Here is a 20,536-nt window from a genome sequence, read left to right as displayed (position 1 = left end):
TCCGTTTATATGTGGCAGCATGGTTTCAGAGGAAGTTCTGATAGCGGTTGCCATCATATGAAGGGAGAATTTCAGGCGGCAAAATGTCAGATATGGGTCAACTCTGACTCAACCATAAGGGGGTCATGAGTCAAAAGTGACATATTCAGACTGTCCTATCGATATTCAATGAATAACAATAGTGATCCCGACAGGGCGATATGAGTCAGAACTGGCTCACCCCCCCATTTAATAAAATATTATCATGTGCCGAATATTAGATGTGCAGCACATAATCTGACATTGATAGCGAGCCGATAGACACCCTATGCCACTATTTTGCCGACTGCTTCCCCTCTGCTTGGTCGTGGTGATGTTGCCATTCAGATCCATTCAGGCCGCGTCATTGACCGTGCTTACCTCCTTCTCGGAGACGCCGGTCAGGGCGGTGATCGACGGTTTTTCCGAACAATATCCGGAAATCCGGGTCGAGGTTATTTATCGGCGTACCACTCCATCCTTGCGATTATTAACGGAGGCGGATGCGCCTCCCGTTGATATTATCATGTCATCGTCGCCGACTTTTTTTAACACGCTGGATAAGGCGGGTTTGCTGGCCCCCTTGTCGAACGCCACTATTCCCCCAGACTGGCTGAATCCGCATACCCTGGGATTAAGTAATAAAGTGGCGGTCGTCGGATATTCCAGCAGCGGTATCATGTATAACCGCCGCTATTTGACCAAATATCAGTTGCCCCTGCCCACCACCTGGCAGCAGCTGGCGTCACCGGTTTTCATGGGGCACGTCATGATGAGCTCCCCCTCCCAATCCGGTACGACCCACATGATGGTGGAGAGCGTCCTGCAGCAGTATGGCTGGGAGCAGGGTTGGGCCCTGTTGATGCGACTCGGCAGCAACCTGTCGGCCATCACTGCGCGCAGTTTCGGGGTGAGCGATGGCATCACGCGCGGGCTGGCCGGCGCCGGACTGGTGATCGACAGCTATGCCTTCAACAGCCAGGTCCGCTTCGATCACGTCGGTTTCAACATCATGCCGGACTCCGTGATCCTGCCGACCTATCTGGGGGTGACCCGCAGCAGTGCCAATCCGGTCAACGGGGCCCTGTTCATCCAATATCTGTTGTCAGCCAGGGGGCAGGCCATCATAGGGACTCCCGGCATGGCCAAGGCCACACTGAGTCAGCCGGCGCTGGCCAGGCAGACCCGTTATGTTACCGACAAGGCGCTGTTGTATCGGCGAGCTGGCCTGCTCAAGGCGCTGTTCGAACAGACCATTATCCAGCAGATGCCCAGGCTAAAAATGACCTGGCAGGGGATTAACGGAGCGGATACCCAGCAGGAACCCTGGCGGATCAAACTGCTGGAGCAGGCGCGCCGCAAGGCCAGCATGCCCCCCCTGAACGAACAGCAGGCGCAGGACCCGGCGCTGCTCGCGTTGTTCGATGGCATGTACGATCGAGAGCAGGGAAATCCGCAGGCAGAGCGGGTGATGCACCAGTGGCGTCAGGTGATGGAGGGGCGACTGAACGAGGCACAACGGCTGGTAGAGCAGGCGGTCAAGCCATGAGCCGGCTGGGGCGCAGCTTGCGCATGCCGAGCAGTCTGGGGCGTCGGCTCATCCTCGCCTTTGTGGCCATCACGACCCTGACCGGGATCATGGGGATGGCCGCTTACATGGTATGGGAGCGGCTGGGACAGCAGGTCAACCTGATTGTCGAGGAGAGCCTGCCCGCCATCGGTAGCGCCTATCAGCTGGAACGCGCCAGTTCCCGCTTGTTGTTGCTGCTGGCCCAGTTGCGAGACACCCGGGATCCGGTGCAGTACCAGCGGCTCTCCAGGTCGGTTTCCTCCACCCTGCGGGACATCCAGAATGCCTATCTGCTGGGCACGCCGGGAGATCAGGAGACGCCGTCGCAGCGGCATGCGTTCGATGAATTGAGCGCGCTGGTGGCGGAGCATGCCGCCTATCTAGAGCAGCAGATCGATCACTTCGAAACCCTGCAGCAGCTGCAAAAGCGCAGCAACTGGCGGCATCAGGATCTGGTGGACGACGTCGTCCCCCTGCTGCAGGAAGTGGAGTGGCATCTGACCAGCATGGTGGCCAGCTCGGATGACATGGGCGAGTTTGGCAGTGTCATCAAGGAGTTTTCCGCCCTGCAGGATCTGACGTTCAAGGAAAACGAGTTGCAGGCGCTGGTCAACGAGGTCATTACCCAGCGGTATGAACAGGATCTGGAAAGCGCGTTTCTGTTCATCGGTTACAAGATTGACGAAATAGATGAGCTGACTTCCCGCCTGGCAGAGTACCCCTCGACCGTCAGCTATCGCCAGATCCTGCAGGATATAGTGACCCTGGTGAAGCCGGATGGTCAGCTGAACCAGCTGCTGCAGGCGGATGCCTTGACTCACCAGCGGCTGGCGGCTCTGCGGCCCCAGCTGGATGATGCCGTATCGCGCTATCACCAGCGGGTGAGCCTGACGGTGAGCGAGGCAAACCGTTCTCTCAGTAAGCTGGGGCACAACAGCAGCCAGATGGTGGCGACCGGCAAACTGGTGATTCTGGTGGTACTTGCGCTCGCCATCTTGCTCAGCATCTTTGTGTTGGTGGTGCTGATCGGTCGTCGCCTGATCGGGCGGCTCGATGTGCTGGGGCAGGATCTGGCACGGGTTGCGGCGGGCAAGATGGATCTGCCGGTCAGAACCAGCGGGCGGGACGAGATCGGCCAGCTGGGGGAGAGCCTGCGCCATTTCTGTCAACAGTTGCAGCAGATGGAACGGGCCAACGCCCTGAACCTCATCAACAATACCCAGGCCTGTCTCATCACTTGTCATCCCGATGGCACCATTGAGTCGGTCAACCCGAGTGCGCTGACCCTGTTCCAGCAGACGACCATCAAACCGGATCAGCCGCTGTGGCAGGCTGTTCCCGAAGAAGCCAGGACTGTGCTGGCCAGCCAGTTCCTGCCGGGACAGCCGCTGTATCAGCTCGGTCATAGCGAGTGCACGGTTGCCAGCGAGCGGGAGGGCAAGCCTCGTTTCCTGCACTTCAATCTGCGTCGCTTCGAACAGGGGCGGGGACACAGATTTATCATCACCATCACGGATGTGACCCGCCAGGAGCTGACCGCCAGGGAGTTGGCGCAACTGGTGGAGGATCGTACCCGAGAGCTGACCGAGAACAACCATCTGCTGGCAGCAGAGGTGGTGCAGCGGCAGCATGCCCAGCGCAACCTGCTGCAGACCCAGGATGAGTTGATCCAGGCCGCCAAGATGGCGGTGGTGGGGCAGGCGATGACCAGTCTGGCCCATGAACTCAACCAACCCCTGTCGGCGATGATGACCTATCTCTACACCAGTCGGGCTGCGCTCGATGCCGGGCAGTTCGAGACGCTGGGCGAAGACCTTGGCAAAATAGAGAAACTTAGCCAGCGTATGAGTCGCATTATTACGGCGCTGCGCAATTTTGCGCGCAAGTCGCCGACCGAAGAGACCCGCATCCGGCTCGATCTGGGTGAGGTGGCCGAACAGGCTCTGTTGCTGCTAGAGACGAGGGCCAGACGGGATGGTTGCATCCTGAGGAACGAGCTGCCCACCGGGCTCTGGATCGAGGCCGATCCCGTGTTGGTGGAGCAGGTGCTGGTCAATCTGTTGGTGAACGGGATGGATGCCATCGCCGGGTTGGCAACCCGCGAGATCCGCCTGTTGCTGCTGGAGCAGGGTGGCAGTCAGCTCAAGATTGCCATCGCCGACAGCGGTGCCGGCTTCGGTGAGGCCATCTTGCCCAGATTGTTTACTCCCTTCACCACGTCCAAGGAGGTGGGATTGGGACTGGGGCTGACCATCTGTCGCTCCCTGCTGGCCCGTTGTGACGCCGGGATCTTGCTAGGCTCGGCCCTGACGGGTGGCGCCATGGTGATCCTGGAGTTCAGCGGGATCCGTGTACTCTGCCCATCCGGGAACCCAGTCTCTGATGAGCACATGAACGAGGAGAGGTCTGTCGATGTTGTTACCCCGTAGCCGCCCGGCCAACGTCTTGTTGGTGGATGACGATGAGGACGTGCTGGAGTCTTATTGCCACCTGTTGCGGCTCTCCGGTTATCACCCCAGAGCCACCGCCTCGGCCCACGAGGCATTGACCCTGCTCACTGCCCAATGGCCTGGCGTGGTGGTATCCGATATCTACATGCCCGCCATGAACGGTATGGATCTGCTGACCCGGGTACAGGAGATAGACACCGAGATCCCGGTCATCATGATCACGGGTCACGGCGATATTCCCCTGGCGGTGCGAGCGGTGAAGCAGGGTGCATTCGATTTTCTGGAGAAACCGCTCAACCCTCATGCCTTGCTGGCCCTGTTGGAGCGAGCCTGCCATCAGCGCAGCGCCACTCTGGCGCGCCGCAGCGAGATCCAGGCGGCAGTCGATGACGAGCTGATTGGTACCAGCCCGCAGATAGTGGCCATTCGCAACCAGATCAGCCAGTTGGCACAGACCGACAAGGATCTGATGCTGGAGGGGCCTGCCGGCTCTGGCCGGCACACGCTGGCCCTGTTGCTGCACAGGATCAGCGCGCGCAAGGCACAGCCATGCCATCTACATGATTGCGTGTCGGCAGGCTCGCTGGCCGAGATACAGGCCAGTCTGGCTCTCGTGGAGCAGGGTACCCTGGTGTTGCAGTCTCCCGCCAGACTCACGGCCGAGTGCCAGCGCTGGCTGGGTAATCATCTGCTGGATCAGGAGCGCAAGGGGAACAAGTCCCTGCGTACCATAGCGCTGTTTGACGAGTCGCCGGAGGGGCTGGTGGAACGACACCAGTTGATGCCGGAGCTTTACTACTTCCTCTCTCAGGTGAGGCTCAAGTTGCCTCGGCTGGTCGAACGCAGTTGCGACATCATCCCCCTGTTTCGGGCCTTTCTGCGTCAGGGCTGCAAACGGATTGGCCAGCCCGTGCCAGCGGTGGACCGCGCCTATCTGGAGACGCTCAAGCGGCATCAGTGGCCCGGCAATTTGCGCGAGCTCCGGAACGTGGCCGAGCTCTATGCGGTGGGTATCGTCAAGCTGGCGGGCGTTGAGCGGGCGATGCCGCTGGCCAGCGCCAAGGAGCCGCTGGACGATCTGGTGGAAGAGTTTGAACGGCGGGTGATCGAAGATACCCTGTTCCTGTTCTCCGGTCGGGTGACCGAGGCCGCCCACTACCTCGGGATCCCGCGCAAGAAGCTCTATCTGCGAATGAAGAAACACAATCTCGACAAGGAGCAGTTCAAGCCCGCCAGCTGAACGGTCAGCGTTTGAATCGCGGCACAGTGGTGGCCAGTTACTGGCCCTGGGCCCCAGCGGGCCACCGGTCTGGCGAATGATCTCCAGGTTCTCCAGCATGGCGCTGTCATAGCCCGCGACGACGCTCAGATGGTGGTTGAGCTCGGTGCTGACGTTGCTCGGTGCAACGGGTGTGACGTTTTGGCGAGATTCATATGAGGGTTTCAAAGTCGGGCTGGAACCGTCAAAATTTGAGTTATTACCGGTACATTATCGAGTGCGGCCGATACAGATAAGAGCGAAACTTGTTCAGGGCGTGAACAGCGGATTCTATTGTGTCGGCGAAGGGGTACATCATGAGATGTCCAAGGTGTCTGAAAGAAGGGGTTGAGAAGGCATTGGATGAGCGGGTGGGGCGGGCCTGCGCCATGGGATGTGGTGCTGCTGGTGGTTATGCCTGTGCAGCTACTTTCGCCAAGGTTGGTGCTGGCATGGGGGTAACCCTGGGAGGGATAGGCGTGCCCATTGGCGCCATTGCCGGTGCTCTGGGGGGGGCCCTGTTGGGGGGCGCAACTGGAGGAGGGCTGGGGTTATGGCTCGGCCGCACCATTGATCGCCAGATTTCACGGCAATATCGGTGCAGGGCGTGCGACCACTGCTTCCAACGTTAGGAGCGAAAGGTCGGAACGTCATGGATACCACCCACAGGCGGTATCCATGACGGCAGGGATCAGGCTTCGCCTGTGGTACTGATGTCGAACAGTTGCTCCAGATAGACGGCGACGCCATCTTCATCCGAGCTCAGGGTCTGTTCGTGGTCTGCCAGGGCCAGTTTGAGGCGATCGTGGGCGTTGCCCATCACCACGCCACGGCCCACCATGCTCAGCATCTCGAAGTCATTCATGCCATCCCCGAAGGCGATGGCCTGGGACATCTCCAGCCCGTTCTGTTCAAGCACGGCGCGCAAGGCATTACCCTTGTGCACCCCGGCGTGCATCACCTCGAGACAGTCCGGCAGGGAGAAGGTGACGTTGAGTCGATCACCATAATGCTGATTGAGCTGGTCCTCGATCTGCAGCAGCTTCTCGTGGTCGCCGATGTAAAACACCTTGTTGACCTTGTCCATCGGGTGTGTGGCGAGGTCGGTCAGGCGGTAGGTGAAACCGGATTCGTCATGGAATTGCAAAAACCAGGGCTCCTCCTCTTCCACTAGCCACTCGTCGTCATAGTAGACGTTGAGGTGAATAGAGGGGTCGCGCTCCAGCGCGATCAACTCGGCGGCCACGGTAGCTGGCAGCGCCTGATTGAAGATGAGCTGATCCTGCTTGTCGTGCACCACGGCCCCGTTGGAGGTGATGAGGTAGATGTCCAGACCGAGCGTGTCGCGAATGCTGCGCACGTCCACATGGTGTCGGCCTGTGGCCACCACGAACTTGATCCCCTGTTCCACCAGACGGTGCAGGGTTTCACGGGTGCGGGGGGAGATCTGGTGCTGCTTGTTTAGCAGGGTGCCATCGAGATCGGATACAACTACCTTGAACATCATTACCTCGGCATCAATTGAACGCAGGGGCAGTGTACCCCAGCGTTTTGCGTCACCCCATTTATTTAGGGATCCAAAAAATAACCCGTGTCAGAAGCGATCGAAGAAGGCCAGGGTGGCGTTCAGCGCCGCCTGACGCAGGGGATCGGCCTCCATGAACAGCTCGTGCCAGGCGCCCTCTATCCGCAGCGGCTTGCCCCCTTCACACCGAGCCCGGGTGCAGAAAGCATCCTGCGCGGCATTGTCCACCACACTGTCTTCCCCCGCCTGCAGCAGCAGCAGTGGCGTTTTGATGTGATCGGCTGCGGCGATGGCGCTGTCGCCGGCGGCTATCCCCTCGCGGATCCAGTGGGCCGTCACCCCACCCAGCTTGATCTGCGGGTGTTGCTCGTAGAGCTCGCGAAATGCCTGATAGCGTGGCTTGCTGTGGCTCAGGCTATTCCCGGCAAATTCGCGGGGCTGGTAGCTGCCCTGACCCGGGCCATAGGGCGGTTCGCCCAGCCAGTTGCCGACCTTGTCTATGCTGGCTGCCAGCCCTTGGGCCAGCCACTTGGGCAGGCCGCTGAGGTTGATGCCCATCATGGGGGAGGAGAGTACGGCGGCCTTGATGTCATCCGGCCAGCGTTCCAGATAGATCGCCGAGATGGCGCCACCCATGGAGTGGGCCAGCAGGAACAGCTTGGCGGGCTGGTCTGCCATTATGACCTGGTCGTGAAATTGCTTCAGATCCAGTACATAGTCGTCGAACTGGTCGACATGTCCTTTCTCCGGGTTGTCCAGCAGGCGATCGGACATGCCCTGACCACGGTGATCGATGAGATAGAGGCTGTAGCCCTGACGCCACAGATCCCAGGCCAGCTCCTGATACTTGAGATAGCTCTCGGTCCGGCCATTGACGATCAGGATGGCGCGATCGACCTTGGCCTGGCGCAGGGTGGCATAGCGGATGGTGACGTCATCCTTGCCCTTGAATTCCCCTTCGACGGCGTGCTCGCGCCAGAAGTCGGGCAGGGTTTGCTGATAGAGGGTGGGCACATCGGCTTCGGGAGTCAGTTGATAGGGGGCGGTCACGGCAAGGGCTCCGGCAGAAAACAGGGTCAGGGTCAACAGGGCAGAAGATAACCGGTTCATGATGCGCACTCCTGTTGCCAATGCTGGTAGAGGGCTGGGATATCGCCCGAGCAGAGCAAGGACATGGCTGCTTGCAGGCGGGGCAAGGGCCAGTCCCACCACTGCATGGCTTGCAGCATGGAGACTTGCTCATCGTTGAAGCGGCGACGGATCGGTCTGGCCGGATTGCCACCCACTATGGTGTAGGGGGCAACGTCTTTGGTGACCACGGCTCGAGTGGCGATGACGGCGCCATCACCTATGGTGATGCCGGGCATGATCATGGCTTCCGAGCCTATCCAGACGTCGTTGCCAACCCGGGTATCTCCCTTGCGCCGGAAGCCGTCGTGTACGTCATCGCCGAAACGGGTGGCGTCGAAGGGAAAGGTGGAGGCCCAGTCCAGCCGGTGGCCCTGATTGCCTGCCAGCATGAAGGTAGCGCCCGAGGCGATGGAGCAGAACTTGCCTATGATGAGACGGTCTACTACCTCACCCCACTGGCCGCTCTCCCAGCTGGTCCGGGTTGAGCCATCACCCAGCAAATAGCGTACGCAGTGGTCTTCGAACGGCTTGCCGTGGTAGTAGCCGGAGTAGTAGCTGTAGTCGCCAGCCTCAATATTGGGGTTGGTCAGGTGATCCCGTATGACTTGGGATTCCAGCCAGCTGCCAAACGGATTTTCCATCACTCCTCCTGCCACTCGGATTCCTCTTGCTGTGCGGCCCAACCCTTGCGTGTCAGTTGCATCTGTTGCCACCAAGCCTCGTCTGCCAGGATTTCGCCGGCCGGACCAAGCTGGGGATAGGGCATCTCTTTTTCTTTACAGAGCTGGGCATAGATGGGGTAGCCCCCCTCGAACAATATGCTGTTCTGCTCCTCAAGGTCGAGCGGGCAGCCGCGCTGATAGCAGCCGGCCAACTCGCGCTGGCGCTGTGCTTCATACAGGATGGCGGCGGCGGCCACGGAGACGTTGAGAGACTGCACCATGCCTACCATGGGGATGACGATATGGTGATCGGCCAGCGCCAGCGCCGCTTCCCCTATGCCGTGCTTCTCCTGGCCCACCAGGATGGCGGTGGGACGGGTGTAGTCTATGGTGCGAAAGTCCACCGAGCTCTCTGAGAGATGGGTTGCCAGGATCTGCATGCCGGTGGCTTTCAGCTCGGCCACGGCAGTGCCTATATCCGGGTGCAGTTTCACATCTACCCAGTTTTGGCTGCCGCGTGCCGTGCCCTTGCGTTTGTGGATCCAGCTCTTGGGCCAGACGGCATGCACCTTGTGGATGCCGATGGCATCGGCGGTGCGCACGATGGCAGCCAGATTGTGAGGCTTGTGGACCTCTTCCATGCAGACGGTCAAGTCGAGCTGGCGCTGAGCCAGCATGTCGGAAATCCGTTTAAAGCGTTCAGGAGTCATATCAGTTTCTATTGGGTGAGTCGGGTGTGCCAGGAGTACGCAGCAAGCGGGTCGGGCTGACGCTGGGTCAGAATGGTGCGGTTTGGCTTGAGGCGTTCGGTGATCATGGCGTGTCTCTATAACGCAGCAGGCGGCTTGCGCCGCCTGTATTCAGTTCTTCTGTCGGTTCACCTTGAGCACGTTGGGCATCACACGGATCTTTCGCATGATGTTGGCCAGGTGGATACGGCTCTTGGTGGTGATGAGCAGGGTGACCAGATAGACACGGCCATCCTTCTCTTCGGTGCTGATGGCGTGAATGTTGGCGCCGGTGGCGGCAATCACGTTGGCCAGCTCGGCCAGCGCTCCCTGATGGTTGACTATCTCTATGCTGATACCGGTGCGGAATTCCTGCTCCTGATCCTTGTCCACCTCCCACTGTACCGGCAGGTATTTGTCCGGTTCGCGGCTGTAGCCCTTGATGTTGCGGCAGGCTTCCTGGTGGATCACCAACCCCTTGCCCGGGCTGATGTGGGCAATGATGGCATCCCCCGGGATCGGGCGGCAGCAGTTGGCGAAGGTGACCAGCATGCCGTCGGCACCCTTGATAGGCATCTTCTTGCTGCTGGACTTGGGCTGCTCTTCCGGCGGCAGTTCATCCCCCAGCATGCGACGCGCTACCATGACGCTCATGGCATTGCCCAGACCCACGTCGGCCAGCAAGCCCTGCAGATTCTCATGCTTGGTGTCGGTCAGCACCTGCTTGATGCGCGGCTCCGGAATATCTTCGATGTTCTTGACGCCGAGCGCATGGTTGAGCAGGCGGCGACCCAGCACCACCGACTCTTCGGTACGCAGGTTCTTGAGGAACTGGCGGATCTTGGAACGGGCCTTGGTAGTCACTACGAAATTGAGCCAGGCCGCGTTGGGGCGAGCCCCTGGCGCCGTGATGATCTCCACCGTCTGACCCGAATGCAGCGGGCTGCTCAGCGGATAGGGGTGGCGATCGACCCGCGAGCCAACGCAGGCATGACCGATGTCGGTGTGCACCGTGTAGGCGAAGTCCACCGGCGTGGCGCCCGTGGGCAGCTCCATGATGCGGCCTTCCGGGGTGAAGACGTAGATCTCGTCCGGGAAGAGGTCGGTCTTGACCCCTTCGATGAATTCAAACGAGCTGCCGGCGCTCTGTTGCAGCTCCAGCAGGCTCTGCATCCAGCGCTGGGCGCGGATCTGGGCTGTGGTGCCCGAGCTGTCGCCATCCTGCTTGTAGGCCCAGTGGGCGGCAACCCCCTTGTCGGCCATCTGATCCATGAACTCGGTGCGGACCTGTACCTCGACCGGCACCCCGTGCGGTCCCACCAGTGAGGTGTGCAGTGACTGGTAGCCGTTGGTCTTGGGAATGGCGATGTAATCCTTGAAGCGACCGGGGCGTGGCTTGTAGAGGCTGTGCATCTGCCCCAGCACCCGGTAACAGGTATCTATGTCCTTCACCCTGACGCGAAAGGCGTAGATATCCATTACCTCATGAAATTGCAGCTCTTTTTTCTCCATCTTGTTGTAGATGGAGAACAGGTTCTTCTCGCGGCCGCTGACCTGGGAGTCGATACCGGCATCTCGCAGGCGGCCCTCGATCTCGCTCTGGATGGAGTCGATGATTTCGCGGCGGTTGCCACGGGCACGGCGCACCGACTCTCGTAACACGCGGGAGCGCATGGGATAGAGCGCTTCGAAGCCCAGCTCTTCCAGCTCGTTCTTCATGGTATGAATACCGAGGCGGTTGGCGATGGGGGCGAAGATTTCGAGGGTTTCACGGGCGATGCGGCGGCGTTTGTCGGGCCGCAGTGAACCCAGGGTGCGCATATTGTGCGTGCGGTCGGCCAGCTTGATCAGGATGACCCGGATATCCTGGGTCATGGCCATCACCATCTTGCGGAAGTTTTCGGCCTGAGCCTCTTTGCGATCGCGAAATTTCAGCTTGTCGAGCTTGGAAACGCCCGCTACCAGCTCGGCGACGGCATCGCCAAACAGTTCGGCCAGGTCGGCCTTGGTCACGGGGGTATCTTCGATGACGTCGTGCAGCACGGCAGCCATCAGCGTTTCGTGATCGAGTCGCATGTCGCCGAGAATGCGGGCAACGGCAACGGGGTGGGTGATATAGGGTTCGCCACTGGAGCGCATTTGTCCCTGGTGGGCATCACGGGCCACCACATAGGCTTGCTTGAGCTTCTCAACCTGCTCTGGTGGCAGGTAGGAACTGGCTATTTCTTTAAGATTTTCAAATAAATACAAGACAGTCCCCGCAGCGGTTAAACGGCAATCCGTGGAATAGAGGGTATAGTCCCGAGTTTGCGAGCGGTTGTAAATGGGAAGAACAGTCGGCACCCGGGCGGGCGCCGACTATGAGAAATAACTGACTTAACCGCGGCCTTCGGCGATGGCAGCAACGGCAGCCAACTCGGCGGCTTCCTGCTCTTGCTGCTCGTAGCGGTCCTGGGTGTCCATCACCTGATTGTTCACCAGACCCAGTTCGATCTCGCGCAGGGCGATCACGGTCGGCTTGTCGTTCTCTTCGTCAACCAGGGGATCTTTGCCTTGAACCGCGATTTGGCGGGCGCGGCGGGCGGCGACCAGCACCAGGTCAAAACGGTTACCTACCTGTTTTACAGCATCTTCTACAGTAACGCGTGCCATGCAGGACTCCAGTGTTTGGGCTTTCTGTGTTTAGAAAAGCGGTGTTTAAAAATGACGCAAAAGTTTACTTGTTTTTGGCCTATTCTGCCAGTAGCTGTTGCAGCAAGTTTTGTTGGGCCTGCTGTTGCTGATGCATTTCCAGCCGTTGGCACTCAATAATGGCCCTGAGCTGGAACAGTGCCAGCTCAAAGTCTTCGTTGATAATGACATAGTCATACTCGTCGTAGTGCACCATTTCGGCAATGGCTTTCGCCATCCGGCCGGCGATCACGTCGCTGCTGTCCTGACCACGACCGATCAGGCGCTGTTCCAGTTCGGCACGGCTGGGAGGCAGGATGAAGATGGACTTGGTCGGCATCTGCTCGCGGATCTGGCGGGCGCCCTGCCAGTCGATGTCGAGGAAGACGTCGATCCCTTTGGCCAGACAGACCTCGATGGCGGCGCGGGAGGTGCCGTAGTAGTTGCCGAACACTTCGGCCCACTCCAGAAAGTCACCGCGCGCGATCAGCGCCTTGAATGTCTCCACCGGCACGAAGTGGTAGTGCACCCCGTCCTCTTCGCCCGGGCGCATGGCACGAGTCGTGTGGGAGACCGACAGTTGCATCTTGCCTGCTACGTTATGTTTGGCCAGCAAGGCATTGAGCAGGCTGGATTTACCTGCCCCGCTCGGGGAGGAGATGATATAGAGAGTGCCTTGTTGCGCCATGTGATTACCTTTAATCGAAACCCGTGTTTTGGTTGTAGCAGAGGCTGCCGTCTTGTGCCCGAAAGGGAGACAGCCCAACGCAAAACGCGGAAAATTCTTGGATCAGGGGGATGTAAAGGCGGCGAATTTTAACAGAAGGCGGCGGATAAAAAAACGGCCGGAATCATATTCCAGCCAATCAAAGTCTTCGTAGCTTGCTGCGGGAGCGTAACCCACATCAGTCCACATTGTGCCTTTGGGGGCGGGCAGAGGCCATCAGGTTATCCCTGCCTGATGGCTCGGAATTCCCGAGTTGCTGCTCAGCCTGGCAGATGGCGATCGGCGCAGAGCCGATCGAACGCGGCGATGACCTGTTCACTCGTGATCTTGCTCATGGCCTCTGGGTCCTTGAGGCGGGTACGCCAGCTCAGATCGGCCAGCGGCTTGCCGGTTTCCTGTTCGATCAGCTCCTGATAGACGCTGACCACGTAGTCGCGGCATAGATAGGGGCCGGTGCGGGCCGGATTGTGATGGGCGTAGAGGCCGATCACCGGTGTGCCCACCAAGGTTGCCATGTGGGTGGGGCCTGTATCCGGGGCCAGCACCAGACTCGCTTCGCCAATCAGCGCCAGCAGTTGCTTGAGGTTGGTCTGCCCCACCAGATCCACTGATTTTCGCTGGCTCAGTCGCTGTATGTCGGCGGCCAGATCCCGCTCGAGCTTGGCTGGGCCGCCGCACAGATAGACCTGAAAGCCCTTGTTGGCGGCATGATCTGCCAGCGCAGCATAACCTTCGGCCGTCCAGTTCTTGAATGCCTTGCTGGCGGCGGCGCAGATGAGCAGCGTCGGTTTGCCGCCAATCTTCTCCTTTGCCCATGCCTGATGTTCAGGGCTGATGGGCAACTGCCAGTCCGGGGTCAGATCCTGAATGCCGAGCTCTTTGGCGAAGGCGAGAAAGCCGTCAAGCACATGGGGCGACGCGGGGGATGGCACCCTGTGGTTGGTGAACAGCCACTGACCGTCGTTGGCGCGCTCCTTGTCGAAGCCGAGTTTGATCCTGGCCTTGATACCGAGCGTGGCAATGCTGGCGCGCATGGCAGCTTGCAGGTGAAGCAGGGCATCGAACCTGCGCCCCTTGAGGGTCTGCCAGAGATCGCGGTAGCCGCGCCAACCCTTGCTTTTGTCGAAGGCGATCACCTCCACCCCAGGCAAGTCGGCAAACAGGGTCGCTTCGATTTTGCCGGTGATCCAGGTGATGCGGGTCTGGGGCCAGGCCCGCTGGATGACGCGCACCAGTGCCAGCGCGTGGCAGCAATCCCCGATGGCGGAGAGCCGCAGTATGCAGATAGAAGAGGGCGGCGTTGGGAACAGCGGCATGATGTGGCGCAATGGTGGAAAAATGGATGGATGGCATTATGCAAACTCCCCTGTGGATTGTAAAATTGCGCGCAACTGGCCGCCGGTACTGGCCGTGATCCTTACAAGGAGCACGGGTTCGTGCTGACAAGCCGCTTTATCGTGAATCGAACCATTGCGATCACTGACCGACCGGGATCACCAAGATGCGAATACAGACCGAACACAACCAGATCTGCTGGTACGCCGAAGGGGTTTTTCGTGACCCTTCTCCCGAGCTGTTTGATCCGGCCTGGTGGCAGACCCATCGCCAGGTAGTGGGTTTCTCCATCGGTCGCGGGGTGACCTGGTTCGTGAAGGATGAATCCCGTCACCTGGTGCTACGTCACTACTATCGTGGCGGCATGGTGGGCAAGGTGGTGCGGGATCGCTTCTGGTTCGAGGGGGTAGAGAGCAGTCGTGCCATGGCCGAATACAGTCTGCTGGCCAAATTGAGCGAGCAGGGCTTGCCGGTGCCGCGCCCGTTTGCGGCCCGCATGGCCAAGCAGGGCCCCTTCTATCGGGCCGATATCCTGATCGAGCGCATTCGCGGCGCCAAGGATCTGGTGGCGCTGCTCAAGCAGGGACCGATCGCCGGCGAGGTGTGGCACAAGGTCGGCCAGACGGTGCGCCAGCTGCACGATGCCGGTGTCTACCATGCGGATCTCAACAGTCACAACCTGCTGCTCGACAAGGAGGGCAAGGTGTGGGTCATCGATTTTGACAAGGGGGCGATCCGCTCGTCCGGTAGCTGGCAGCAGGCCAACCTGGAGCGGCTGCTGCGCTCTTTCACCAAAGAGTCCCAATTGCATACCAGTTTCCACTTCGTGCCGGAAAACTGGCAGGCCTTGATGAAGGGCTATCAAGGAAAAGCGAGCTGACCCAGTTGCTCGCCGCGAGAGCCAATGTTACTTATTGAGCAGGTATTCCGATTCGGTTTCGAGGCGCTCGATGGACACGCCCAAGGCTCCCCTGAGGGACACAATCACCCGGTTTGATCTGGCGCTGATGGCAGATGCCATGGCACTGCTGGCGGCGGGACTTTGGCGCTGGAGCCCGCAACAGGGGGTACAGCGGGATATCTCCTGCCTGCGCCTGCTGGGATTGGATGAGACCGGGCTGGACGATCTCGGCTGGCTGGAACGGGTACATCCCGACGATGTGGCCGCACTGCAGGATGCGCTTGGTGCCTGCCAGAGTGGGCGACTGGCCCAGATCCGGCTCGAATACCGCATCCTGCATCACCATGGTCACTACGTGCGGTTGGAAGAGCGGGCCCAGCGCGATCTGCTCGGTCAGGTGCTGGGGGTGGTGCGCCAACTCGACCCGCTGGCCGTGATCGTGGAGGAGCGCCACGGCATGGATCCCCTCACCGGACTGGAGAGCCGCAGTCACTTCGAACAACTGCTCGACGAGCGGCTGGCGACCGAGAGTGGCAGCTTCAGCCTGCTGCAGTTCACCGTGGACCACAGCGCCAAGATACTGCAGCTGTTTGGCGAGGCCGCCTGTGATGCCATGCTGGCCAAGCTGGTGCGCATAGTACGCCACGAGCGGCAGCGGGAAGATCCCTTCGCCCGTTGGGACCAGGATGGCTTCATCCTGATGCTCTCCCAGACAGATCGGCTGAGTGGCCTGGAGATTGCCGAGCGGCTGCGCCTCGAGATCGCCGATGCCAGCCTGTTGCCGCAGCGGCCGGTGACCGTCAGCATAGGGCTGGTGCAGAGCCAGAGCGGTGAGCAGCTCGACCACCTGCTGGCCCGTCTGGCCAGCTGTCACGGTCAGGCCAGACGGGAGCACAATACCGTCGTTGGTTAATGCTTGCTCGCGTTGGCGCGCTGGCAAATCCAGAGCGAGGCCAGCATCAGCAGGCCGCCGATGGTCAGCCGGGTCAGATCGGTATCCTTGCCCCAGAGCAGCAGGTTGACCAGCAGCCCCGCCGGGATAAGGGCGTTGTTCATGATGGCCAGCACACCGCTGCTGACCCTGGTGGCGCCCTTGTTCCACAGGAAGTAACCCAGGCCGGAAGCGCCTATCCCCAGCCATAGCAGAATACCCCACTGCAAGCCGCTGGTCGGGTATTGCGGCTTGCCCAGCAGCCACCAGGCGGGCAGGGCGATGACCAGGGCCCCCAGATAGAAGCAGCCGAACACTGCCCGCTGTGGCGGTTGCTCCGCCTCCCGCGCCAGCAGTACCTTGTAGCCCACCTGACCGAGCGCGAAACAGAGGTTGGCCCCCTGCACCACCAAAAATCCCAGCACATAGCTTTCGGTCAGCCCGTCGAAGCGGATGACGGCCGCTCCCAGCACCGCCAGCAGGGCGCCCCACAGATAGGTGGGCTTGAAGCGCCCCTCCAGCAGATCGTGGAGCAGGGTGACGTAAATGGGGGTGAAGATGGTGAACACCAGCACTTCCGGCACCGTCAGCAGCAGGAAGGAGTGGTAGTAGAAGAGATACATAATGCCGAGCTGGATGGCGCCGAGCGTCATCAGCTTGGCCACCAGATCGGGGCGCAGCCAGCGGCGGCGCAGGAAGGGGAGAAACACCAGACTGGCGAGGGCGATGCGGGTCAGCACCGAGAAGTAGGCATCCACCTGGCCAGCGAGGTAGACCCCGATCAGGCTGAAGGAGAATGACCAGAGCAGGGTGACCCCTATCAAGTAGTTCATGTGATTGATTTATCGTCAGTTGTCAATTTTAAGGGAGCTATGATGGCCGAGATGGAAGCGGCAATCCAGCGTTTATGGGCGCGATTGCCACAGGTCGGAGCATTTAGCTTCACCGCCAGCAATGGCGAGGGGTCGGCGACCGACTGGAATGGTCGGGGCGAGGGGAGTGTGCAGGTGACCGATCATCAGGGTGGCTGGCTGTTTAGCGAGCAGGGCCGTTACACCACACCCCATGGAAGGGAACTCGCCATGCACAATCGCTTCTGGTGGCAACGCAGTGCGCGGGGGATCCGCCTCGCTCATTTGCGTTATGAAGCGCCGGTCGAACTGTTCGAGCTGTTGCCGCAAGGGGATGGCCGCTGGCTGACCGCCGAGCCGCATCTGTGCGGGGCGGACCACTACAGCGCCGAGCTGACCGAGATCGACGGCGGCTTTCTGCTCGGCTGGCAGATCACCGGCCCGCGCAAGAACGAGCGGCTCAGTTATCGCTATCTGGTCTGACGCTGGCTGGCAGATATAAAAAAACCGGCGCAGAGCGCCGGTAGCAGGGGACAAATCGGAGGTTTTTTAAAACGGTCCCAAAAACAGGAGAGATACACTCTCGTCACACATTCAGAGATGGACTTCAGGCATGCAGGGCATAGCTCAGCATGGCTTGCAGCTTGCTGTCGAAGAACCAGGGCAGCAGTACCATCAGCAGGCCCATGATCCCGGCCAGGCGCTGGCGATATTGCCAGCTGGCGATCAGTACCAGACCACCGCACAGTGTGGTCAGGATGCCTGACATAGGGAGACCTCGCGCTGCATGCGACGCTGTTGCGCCCACTGGTTCATGGCGACTGAGCCGAGGATCAGGGCCAGTGCCACACCGGTAGTGGAGTGGATCTGCTCGCCAAGGAACAGGGCACCCAGCATCACGCCAAACAGCGGCACCAGATAGTTGCTGAAGGAGGCGAACGTCGGGCCAGCCTTCTGGATCAGCGCCATATAGAGGAAGTAGACCAGACCGGTACAGAGAGTACCCAGCACGGTAATCGCGCTCAGGGCCTGGCTGCTCGGCATGGTCAGGCTGCCGAGGTCAACCATGAAGGGTGCGACCAGCAGCAACTGGGCTGCCGAGGAGACCAGGATGTTGCGGGCAACGACCACAGGGTGATCCTTGGCGAAGCGCTTGATCATCAACAGGCCGATGGCAAAGCAGCTGGCACCGAACAGGATGGCGACGGCACCGAGCAGGCCGGCGTTCATGCCCTGAGCGAGTTTCGGCCAGAACAGGGTAAGCACACCGGCAAAGCCGATGATCACCGAGAGCAGACCGGCTTTGGTGATTCTTTCACCAGAAATAAACAGAGGTGCAGCCAGAATGGTCACAAACGGGATACAACCCATGACCACGGCGGCGATGGCGCTATCCACATACTGTTGGCCCCAGGCAACCATGATGAAGGGGATAGTGGCATCCAGCAGGGCAATCAGCATATAGGTCCGCCACGGGGTGTGCTCACTCTTGAGACGCATGAACAGGCAGAGCAGACCCAGGGTCAGGCTGCCGCACAGGGCGCGACCCGCAGCCACCAGAATGGGGGGCAACTCGGCAACAGCCTGGTGCATGAAAATGAACTGGGAACCCCAGAGCAGGCCAATGGCCAGCAATAACAAATAGCTACGCATTGTAATCTCCGATGTATTAAGCCAGCGCATTCTAGGTAATCTGTTACTATGGTAAAAATGAATTGTTGGCATTTCACTATGGCGAATATAGATGGATAGCTCACTCGCCCGTCTTGACCTTAACCTGCTCGCCGTGTTCGACATGCTGATGCAGGAGCGCAACGTCACCCATGCCGCCGATCGGCTGCATCTCTCCCAATCCACCGTCAGTCATGCCCTGGGTCGGCTGCGGGTGGCGCTGGATGATCCGCTGTTTGTGATGAGTCGACGCGAGATGATGCCGACCGAGCGGGCCAAGGCGCTGGCCGGACCGGTGCGCCAGGCATTGGCGATGCTGGAGCAGGGATTGCGGCAGGCCAAGGGGTTTGATCCCGCCACCGCGCGGCGAATTTTCCGTATCGCCACCCCGGGCTCGGTGGAGCACGGGCTGGTGCCAGTGCTGGTGGACAGGCTCTATCGGCAGGCCCCTCAATGTCGGCTTGAGGTGTGCGAGCTGGCAGACAACAACTACGAGCGGGAGCTGGAGAAGGGGGAGCTGGATCTGGTGATCGGGTTTGCCGGGGCGAATCACCTCTCACCCCGCTTGTGGCGGGAGGAGTGGTTCAACAACCCGCTGGTGTGCCTGTCGCCGCTTGGTAGCGAATTGCCCGATGTGCTGACCCCGGTCGAGCTGGTGAGCCGTCCCCATATCCACACCTCCAGTTGGGGGCACAGTCAGGCGATGGTGGAGCTCTGGCTGGCTCGCTTCGGGGTGGAGCGGGAGCTGGGGGTGCGCTTGCCGAGTTTTATGGCGGTGCCGCCGTTGATGGCAACCGGCCGCTATCTGGTGGTGGTGCCCGAAATGATCGGGCGCCACTTCTGCCGTTACTATCCGCTGCGGATGCACCAGCTCGACCCCGCCATCCCCATCATCTACCTGATGGCAGGGCACCCGCTCACCGCCCACGATGAGGCGATCGGCTGGTTCAAGAGCCTGTTGCACCAGCTGGTGTTCGACCTTTACGGCGACGATGCGCTCGGTACGCCTGCTCAGCGGATGCTGGCGAAGTAGTCCAGCCCCATGGCGTTTTTCACCTCCGCCAACACCTCATCTGTGATGACGCGGGCCTGCTCGGTGCCCTGATAGAGCAGTGCCAGCAGCATCTTCTTGTCGGCGATGGCTGCGGCACGGCGCTCCCGCATCGGCGCGAGCAGGGTCTGCAGGCAGTCGTTGAGCACCTGTTTACAGCGCATGTCGCCCAGTCCGCCGCGCTGATAGTGCGCCTTCATCTCGGCCACCAGCGCCTTGTCGGGGTGGAAGGCATCCAGATAGGCGAACACTGTATTCCCCTCCACCTGACCCGGATCGCTCACCTTGAGGTGGTTGGGGTCGGTATACATGGCGAACACTGCCTGTTTGACCTCTTCTGCCGACATGCCGAGTTCGATGGTGTTGCCGAGGGATTTGGACATCTTGGCCTTGCCGTCGATGCCGGGCAGGCGGCCGGTGTCGCTCAGGATCGGCTGGCACTCGGTCAGCACCTCTTTGCCCACCAGGGTATTGAAGCGGCGCACGATCTCGTTGGTCTGCTCCAGCATCGGCAGCTGATCTTCCCCTACCGGCACGTGGCTGGCACGAAAGGCTGTGATGTCGGCAGCCTGACTGACCGGATAGACCAGGAAACCGGCCGGCAGCGTGCGCTCGAACCCCTTCTGCTGGATCTCCGCCTTGACGGTGGGATTGCGCTCCAGCCGGGCGACGCTGACCAGATTGAGGTAGTAGCAGGTGAGTTCGGCGAGGGCGGGCAGGGCGCTCTGCAAACAGAAGGTGGTCTTGGCCGGGTCGAGGCCTACCGCCAGATAGTCGGCCATCACCTCCAGCACGTTGTCGGTCACCTTGGCCGGGTTGTGGCCGTTGTCGGTCAGCGCCTGCAAGTCGGCGATCATCACGAATTGACGGAAGTGGTGCTGGGCTTCGACGCGCTGACGCAGGGAACCGACATAGTGGCCTATGTGCAGTTTGCCGGTGGGACGATCGCCAGTCAGGATAACGGGGTTGTGCATGTCACTCTCTCCAGTTGGGTGAGCCGGGAGGCGACAAAGGGATAAAAACAGTTGACCGCCTCTCGGCGGTCACGGTGTTTTCT

General features: G+C 60.3%; 20 protein-coding genes. 8 read left to right on the top strand and 12 right to left on the bottom strand.

Annotation, left to right across the window (positions count from 1 at the left end; all coding sequences use genetic code 11):
* Positions 1–307: 307 nt before the first annotated feature.
* The 4 genes from GWQ22_RS05400 (at position 308) to GWQ22_RS05385 (ending at position 5,928) form a co-directional block, all read left to right on the top strand.
* Positions 308–1,567 (top strand): ABC transporter substrate-binding protein, encoded by a 1,260-nt coding sequence (locus tag GWQ22_RS05400; RefSeq protein WP_345893623.1) that lies wholly within the window; start codon positions 308–310, stop codon positions 1,565–1,567.
* Positions 1,564–4,017: an ATP-binding protein gene (locus GWQ22_RS05395; protein ID WP_275929681.1), complete on the top strand. Its 2,454-nt coding sequence runs from the start codon at positions 1,564–1,566 to the stop codon at positions 4,015–4,017. Before GWQ22_RS05400 ends, GWQ22_RS05395 begins: the two co-directional genes overlap by 4 nt.
* A complete protein-coding gene (locus GWQ22_RS05390) occupies positions 4,001–5,278 on the top strand; it encodes a sigma-54 dependent transcriptional regulator (RefSeq protein ID WP_212514605.1) in 1,278 nt (425 codons plus the stop codon). Before GWQ22_RS05395 ends, GWQ22_RS05390 begins: the two co-directional genes overlap by 17 nt.
* A gap of 335 nt (positions 5,279–5,613) precedes the next feature.
* Positions 5,614–5,928, top strand: coding sequence for a hypothetical protein (locus tag GWQ22_RS05385; RefSeq protein WP_212514604.1), 315 nt, complete (start codon positions 5,614–5,616; stop codon positions 5,926–5,928).
* Between the two features lie 59 nt (positions 5,929–5,987).
* On the opposite strand, the gene GWQ22_RS05380 is transcribed toward GWQ22_RS05385, so the two are convergent.
* The 8 genes from GWQ22_RS05380 to GWQ22_RS05345 all read right to left on the bottom strand — a co-directional run bounded on the left by GWQ22_RS05380 (position 5,988) and on the right by GWQ22_RS05345 (position 14,067).
* Positions 5,988–6,800 (bottom strand): Cof-type HAD-IIB family hydrolase, encoded by an 813-nt coding sequence (locus GWQ22_RS05380; protein ID WP_275929711.1) that lies wholly within the window; start codon positions 6,798–6,800, stop codon positions 5,988–5,990.
* Positions 6,801–6,890: 90 nt separating this feature from the next.
* Complete coding sequence (locus tag GWQ22_RS05375; RefSeq protein WP_275929680.1) at positions 6,891–7,931, bottom strand: alpha/beta fold hydrolase; 1,041 nt, start codon at positions 7,929–7,931, stop codon at positions 6,891–6,893.
* The gene (locus GWQ22_RS05370; protein ID WP_275929679.1) at positions 7,928–8,593 is read right to left on the bottom strand and encodes a CatB-related O-acetyltransferase; all 666 of its coding nucleotides are present in this window, start codon (positions 8,591–8,593) and stop codon (positions 7,928–7,930) included. The genes GWQ22_RS05375 and GWQ22_RS05370 overlap by 4 nt, the downstream gene beginning before the upstream one ends.
* Positions 8,593–9,324 (bottom strand): tRNA (guanosine(18)-2'-O)-methyltransferase TrmH, encoded by a 732-nt coding sequence (gene trmH, locus GWQ22_RS05365; RefSeq protein WP_275929678.1) that lies wholly within the window; start codon positions 9,322–9,324, stop codon positions 8,593–8,595. The genes GWQ22_RS05370 and trmH overlap by 1 nt, the downstream gene beginning before the upstream one ends.
* 150 nt (positions 9,325–9,474) lie before the next feature.
* Positions 9,475–11,592, bottom strand: a complete 2,118-nt coding sequence (gene spoT, locus GWQ22_RS05360; RefSeq protein ID WP_042035607.1) for a bifunctional GTP diphosphokinase/guanosine-3',5'-bis pyrophosphate 3'-pyrophosphohydrolase — start codon at positions 11,590–11,592, stop codon at positions 9,475–9,477.
* Positions 11,593–11,718: 126 nt separating this feature from the next.
* Entirely contained in the window at positions 11,719–11,994 is a 276-nt protein-coding gene (rpoZ, locus tag GWQ22_RS05355) for a DNA-directed RNA polymerase subunit omega (RefSeq protein ID WP_005307060.1), read from the bottom strand.
* 79 nt (positions 11,995–12,073) lie between these two features.
* The gene (gene gmk / locus GWQ22_RS05350) at positions 12,074–12,700 is read right to left on the bottom strand and encodes a guanylate kinase (protein ID WP_275929677.1); all 627 of its coding nucleotides are present in this window, start codon (positions 12,698–12,700) and stop codon (positions 12,074–12,076) included.
* Positions 12,701–12,999: 299 nt separating this feature from the next.
* Entirely contained in the window at positions 13,000–14,067 is a 1,068-nt protein-coding gene (locus tag GWQ22_RS05345) for a glycosyltransferase family 9 protein (protein WP_275929676.1), read from the bottom strand.
* Positions 14,068–14,240: 173 nt separating this feature from the next.
* Between GWQ22_RS05345 and GWQ22_RS05340 the strand changes: the two genes are divergently transcribed.
* Both GWQ22_RS05340 and GWQ22_RS05335 read left to right on the top strand, forming a co-directional pair.
* Complete coding sequence (locus GWQ22_RS05340; RefSeq protein ID WP_275929675.1) at positions 14,241–14,954, top strand: 3-deoxy-D-manno-octulosonic acid kinase; 714 nt, start codon at positions 14,241–14,243, stop codon at positions 14,952–14,954.
* Positions 14,955–15,024: 70 nt separating this feature from the next.
* A complete protein-coding gene (locus GWQ22_RS05335; RefSeq protein ID WP_275929674.1) occupies positions 15,025–15,888 on the top strand; it encodes a diguanylate cyclase in 864 nt (287 codons plus the stop codon).
* On the opposite strand, the gene GWQ22_RS05330 is transcribed toward GWQ22_RS05335, so the two are convergent.
* Positions 15,885–16,739: a carboxylate/amino acid/amine transporter gene (locus tag GWQ22_RS05330; protein WP_275929673.1), complete on the bottom strand. Its 855-nt coding sequence runs from the start codon at positions 16,737–16,739 to the stop codon at positions 15,885–15,887. The genes GWQ22_RS05335 and GWQ22_RS05330 overlap by 4 nt on opposite strands.
* Before the next feature lie 39 nt (positions 16,740–16,778).
* On the opposite strand from GWQ22_RS05330, the gene GWQ22_RS05325 reads away from it, so the two are divergent.
* On the top strand, positions 16,779–17,240 hold the full coding sequence (locus tag GWQ22_RS05325; protein WP_275929672.1) for a DUF6314 family protein: 462 nt from the start codon (positions 16,779–16,781) through the stop codon (positions 17,238–17,240).
* 124 nt (positions 17,241–17,364) lie between these two features.
* Here GWQ22_RS05325 and GWQ22_RS05320 read toward each other — a convergent pair whose 3' ends face one another.
* Both GWQ22_RS05320 and GWQ22_RS05315 read right to left on the bottom strand, forming a co-directional pair.
* Positions 17,365–17,526, bottom strand: a complete 162-nt coding sequence (locus tag GWQ22_RS05320; protein ID WP_157013301.1) for a hypothetical protein — start codon at positions 17,524–17,526, stop codon at positions 17,365–17,367.
* On the bottom strand, positions 17,511–18,410 hold the full coding sequence (locus GWQ22_RS05315) for an EamA family transporter (protein ID WP_042035616.1): 900 nt from the start codon (positions 18,408–18,410) through the stop codon (positions 17,511–17,513). Before GWQ22_RS05315 ends, GWQ22_RS05320 begins: the two co-directional genes overlap by 16 nt.
* Positions 18,411–18,501: 91 nt before the next feature.
* Between GWQ22_RS05315 and GWQ22_RS05310 the strand changes: the two genes are divergently transcribed.
* A complete protein-coding gene (locus GWQ22_RS05310) occupies positions 18,502–19,461 on the top strand; it encodes a LysR family transcriptional regulator (RefSeq protein WP_275929671.1) in 960 nt (319 codons plus the stop codon).
* Here the strand turns inward: GWQ22_RS05310 and trpS are convergent.
* Positions 19,440–20,453 (bottom strand): tryptophan--tRNA ligase, encoded by a 1,014-nt coding sequence (trpS, locus tag GWQ22_RS05305; protein WP_275929670.1) that lies wholly within the window; start codon positions 20,451–20,453, stop codon positions 19,440–19,442. The genes GWQ22_RS05310 and trpS overlap by 22 nt on opposite strands.
* Positions 20,454–20,536: the final 83 nt, after the last annotated feature.

This window comes from Aeromonas sp. 1HA1 (genome assembly GCF_029237385.1).
Classification (GTDB): domain Bacteria; phylum Pseudomonadota; class Gammaproteobacteria; order Enterobacterales; family Aeromonadaceae; genus Aeromonas; species Aeromonas popoffii.
The sequence above is the reverse complement of the archived record's forward strand: the minus strand, read 5'-3'. Positions and strand labels throughout refer to the sequence as shown.

Coding starts and splice junctions, on each gene's coding strand:
- GWQ22_RS05400 (WP_345893623.1), top strand. CDS start 308: ATGCCACTATTTTGCCGACTGCTTCCCCTCTGCTTGGTCGTGGTGATG.
- GWQ22_RS05395 (WP_275929681.1), top strand. CDS start 1,564: ATGAGCCGGCTGGGGCGCAGCTTGCGCATGCCGAGCAGTCTGGGGCGT.
- GWQ22_RS05390 (WP_212514605.1), top strand. CDS start 4,001: ATGTTGTTACCCCGTAGCCGCCCGGCCAACGTCTTGTTGGTGGATGAC.
- GWQ22_RS05385 (WP_212514604.1), top strand. CDS start 5,614: ATGAGATGTCCAAGGTGTCTGAAAGAAGGGGTTGAGAAGGCATTGGAT.
- GWQ22_RS05380 (WP_275929711.1), bottom strand. CDS start 6,800: ATGTTCAAGGTAGTTGTATCCGATCTCGATGGCACCCTGCTAAACAAG.
- GWQ22_RS05375 (WP_275929680.1), bottom strand. CDS start 7,931: ATGAACCGGTTATCTTCTGCCCTGTTGACCCTGACCCTGTTTTCTGCC.
- GWQ22_RS05370 (WP_275929679.1), bottom strand. CDS start 8,593: ATGGAAAATCCGTTTGGCAGCTGGCTGGAATCCCAAGTCATACGGGAT.
- trmH (WP_275929678.1), bottom strand. CDS start 9,324: ATGACTCCTGAACGCTTTAAACGGATTTCCGACATGCTGGCTCAGCGC.
- rpoZ (WP_005307060.1), bottom strand. CDS start 11,994: ATGGCACGCGTTACTGTAGAAGATGCTGTAAAACAGGTAGGTAACCGT.
- gmk (WP_275929677.1), bottom strand. CDS start 12,700: ATGGCGCAACAAGGCACTCTCTATATCATCTCCTCCCCGAGCGGGGCA.
- GWQ22_RS05340 (WP_275929675.1), top strand. CDS start 14,241: ATGCGAATACAGACCGAACACAACCAGATCTGCTGGTACGCCGAAGGG.
- GWQ22_RS05335 (WP_275929674.1), top strand. CDS start 15,025: ATGGACACGCCCAAGGCTCCCCTGAGGGACACAATCACCCGGTTTGAT.
- GWQ22_RS05330 (WP_275929673.1), bottom strand. CDS start 16,739: ATGAACTACTTGATAGGGGTCACCCTGCTCTGGTCATTCTCCTTCAGC.
- GWQ22_RS05325 (WP_275929672.1), top strand. CDS start 16,779: ATGATGGCCGAGATGGAAGCGGCAATCCAGCGTTTATGGGCGCGATTG.
- GWQ22_RS05320 (WP_157013301.1), bottom strand. CDS start 17,526: ATGTCAGGCATCCTGACCACACTGTGCGGTGGTCTGGTACTGATCGCC.
- GWQ22_RS05315 (WP_042035616.1), bottom strand. CDS start 18,410: ATGCGTAGCTATTTGTTATTGCTGGCCATTGGCCTGCTCTGGGGTTCC.
- GWQ22_RS05310 (WP_275929671.1), top strand. CDS start 18,502: ATGGATAGCTCACTCGCCCGTCTTGACCTTAACCTGCTCGCCGTGTTC.
- trpS (WP_275929670.1), bottom strand. CDS start 20,453: ATGCACAACCCCGTTATCCTGACTGGCGATCGTCCCACCGGCAAACTG.